This window comes from Dokdonella sp. (assembly GCF_035703485.1).
GTDB lineage: Bacteria > Pseudomonadota > Gammaproteobacteria > Xanthomonadales > Rhodanobacteraceae > Dokdonella.
In genome coordinates this window covers 1-2,456 of the sequence record NZ_DASSYD010000122.1, presented here as the reverse complement: position 1 = coordinate 2,456, position 2,456 = coordinate 1, and the positions used below count along the sequence as shown (strand labels likewise).

At 61.1% G+C, this 2,456-nt stretch carries 3 protein-coding genes; all 3 read left to right on the top strand.

Going from position 1 to position 2,456, the window contains the following annotated elements:
• The coding region (locus tag VFN25_RS09320; RefSeq protein ID WP_325141151.1) for a PLP-dependent transferase at positions 1 to 236 on the top strand (236 nt) is incomplete at its 5' end.
• Positions 237 to 253: 17 nt separating this feature from the next.
• The gene (locus VFN25_RS09315; RefSeq protein WP_325141149.1) at positions 254 to 1,081 is read left to right on the top strand and encodes a hypothetical protein; all 828 of its coding nucleotides are present in this window, start codon (positions 254 to 256) and stop codon (positions 1,079 to 1,081) included.
• A 7-nt stretch (positions 1,082 to 1,088) separates the two neighbouring features.
• Entirely contained in the window at positions 1,089 to 2,237 is a 1,149-nt protein-coding gene (locus VFN25_RS09310; RefSeq protein WP_325141147.1) for an ABC transporter ATP-binding protein, read from the top strand.
• Positions 2,238 to 2,456 lie beyond the last annotated feature (219 nt).

Below are 2,456 nucleotides of genomic sequence, written 5' to 3'. Positions count from 1 at the left end.
TCAAGGGCGGCTTCGAGGCCGCAAAGCGCTTCTGCGAACGCACCGAGCTGTTCACCCTGGCCGAGTCGCTGGGCGGCGTGGAAAGCCTGGTCAACCACCCGGCGGTGATGACCCATGCGAGCGTGCCGGTCGAAAACCGCGCGCGGCTGGGGATCGGGGACGAGCTGGTGCGGTTGAGCGTGGGGGTCGAGTCGGTCGACGACCTGCGCGCCGACCTGGATGCCGCGCTGTCGTGAGCGTTGACGGAAGGCAGATGGATGACGTGCTGCTGGCACCCGAGCGGGGTGTGTCGATGCATTCCCTGTTCCGTGACTTGGCAGCGAGCCTGCGTAACCCGGAATTCTGGGCTTTGTCCAGTTGGCTGGATATCGTGGTGCGCAATCGCCAATCACGCCTTGGCATCTTCTGGTTGATGTCGCCGGCGATTGTCTACATCTGGGGGATGGGCGGTTTTTTCGCCAGCATGATGCACATGCCGTTGGCCGGGTTCGTAGCCTATGTCGCGATTGGCTATCTGGTGTTTCGTGTCATCAGTAGTGCCATCACAGAGTCCACGGGTGCATTTGCAAGTTCCGCTGCTTTCATCCTTGATGGTCACGTGCGGCTGACCGATTTCGTATTGCGCGTGATCGCTACCGCGATGTTCCATTTCATCGTCTCGTTGCCGGTCGCAGCATTGGCTCTGGCGATCTATCCGGATCCGCATTGGGTTGGATTGCTTTTCAGCCTGTTCTCGATGCCCGTGGTCATCCTCAATGCATTGTGGATCGGCGTCGTGTTTGCCTTGGTGGGTGCGCGCTTCCCCGACTTGAAGCACCTGGTCGGAAATATCTTCATGTTCGCGTTCCTGCTGACGCCGATCATCTGGCATGCCGACACCATGCCGCCTGGCAGCCTTCGCGGGACGCTGATGCGCTTCAATCCGTTCTACCACATGGTCGAACTGGTGCGGGCACCGATTCTCGGGCAGACGATCGACCCCTCCACTCCGCTGTACCTGGCGGTGATGACCCTGGGCGGCTGGATCCTCGCGATCCTGGCCTATCGTCGCTATGCACGTTTCGTGCCGTTGTGGATTTGAAGACGCCATGAGCGCCAGCATCAAACTGGACCGGGTCTCGCTTTCGGTGCCGCTTTACGTGCAGCCCGAGCGCCGCGCGCGCAATTGGGCGGCGATGTTGCTGGGTGCCGCCTTCGACCCGCCGCGCCGGTTGCATGTTCCCCTGCTCGACGAGATCAGTTTCGAGGCTCGCGAAGGCGACCGCGTCGCGGTCCTCGGCCGCAATGGCGCCGGCAAGTCGACGCTGCTGCGGGTGCTCAATGGCGTGTACCCGATGAGCTCCGGGGAAATGCAGGTCAAGGGCAGCCGCCAGGCCCTGCTCAACATGTCGCTGGGGTTCAACGGCGAGGCGACCGTGCGTGAGAATATCTTCCTGCGCGGTACCGCGATGCGACTGAAAGCATCGGACATGAGCGACAAGATCGAATCGATCCTGGAATTCGCCGGCCTGCAGGAGAAATCCAGCCACCGCCTGCGTACGCTCTCATCCGGGCAGAAAATGCGCCTGGGTTTCGCAATTTCGACCAGCGTACGTCACGACATCATCCTGATGGATGAATGGGTCGGTGCGGGCGACTCGGATTTCATGGCCAAGGCAACGGACCGCATGAAGGGCCACATGAGTGGCAGCAAGATCGTGATTCTCGCCAGCCACAGCGTCGGATTGCTGCGTGCCATCTGCAACAAGGGCATCGTGCTGGAGCAGGGACGATTGGTATATGCAGGCGACATCATCCCGGCGCTGGAGCACTACCACGACTTGATGGCGTTGCTGCGCTCCAAGACGACCACGAGCTTGCCGGAAGCAGCGGACCTGGCGGGCCCACTGGTTTATGGTTGCGCCGAAAAAATCTCCCTCCATGACGGAGTCGTCCAGTTGCATGGCTGGATCACCAGCACCAATGGATCGGCCGTGCAGGGCCTGACGCTGGAAGTGGCCGGCGTACGCTACATGTCGACTGGGATCGCACGCAACAAGCGGCCGGACGTCGCGCGCCATTTCGGATTGCGTGACCAGAATTGCGGATTTACCGCGAGCTTCGTCGTACCCCAACTGACTACTCTGGCCAATCTCGGCGCGGAACTGCGTGTTTTGGGCGGATCAGACGGCTCGAATGCACATACACCACTGCGCGTGGCGCCAGCAGTGACCGCGATCGTACGCGGAGACGCTTGACCGACTCTGTTTTTCCGATGCTCCGGCATTCCCAGACTGACCTGACATGGCCCAATACCAATCCTTCCCCGATGCAGCCGGCGATTCGCGTACGTCGGACAAGCTCAAGGCATTGCGCCTGCCTTCGCTCAAGGAAAAGAGCTTCCTGGACATCGGCTGCAATGAAGGCTACTTCTGTGGCTTCGCAAAGTTCATGGGTGCCGCGCGCGCGGTCGGCAT

Coding starts and splice junctions, on each gene's coding strand:
- VFN25_RS09310 (WP_325141147.1), top strand. CDS start 1,089: ATGAGCGCCAGCATCAAACTGGACCGGGTCTCGCTTTCGGTGCCGCTT.
- VFN25_RS09315 (WP_325141149.1), top strand. CDS start 254: ATGGATGACGTGCTGCTGGCACCCGAGCGGGGTGTGTCGATGCATTCC.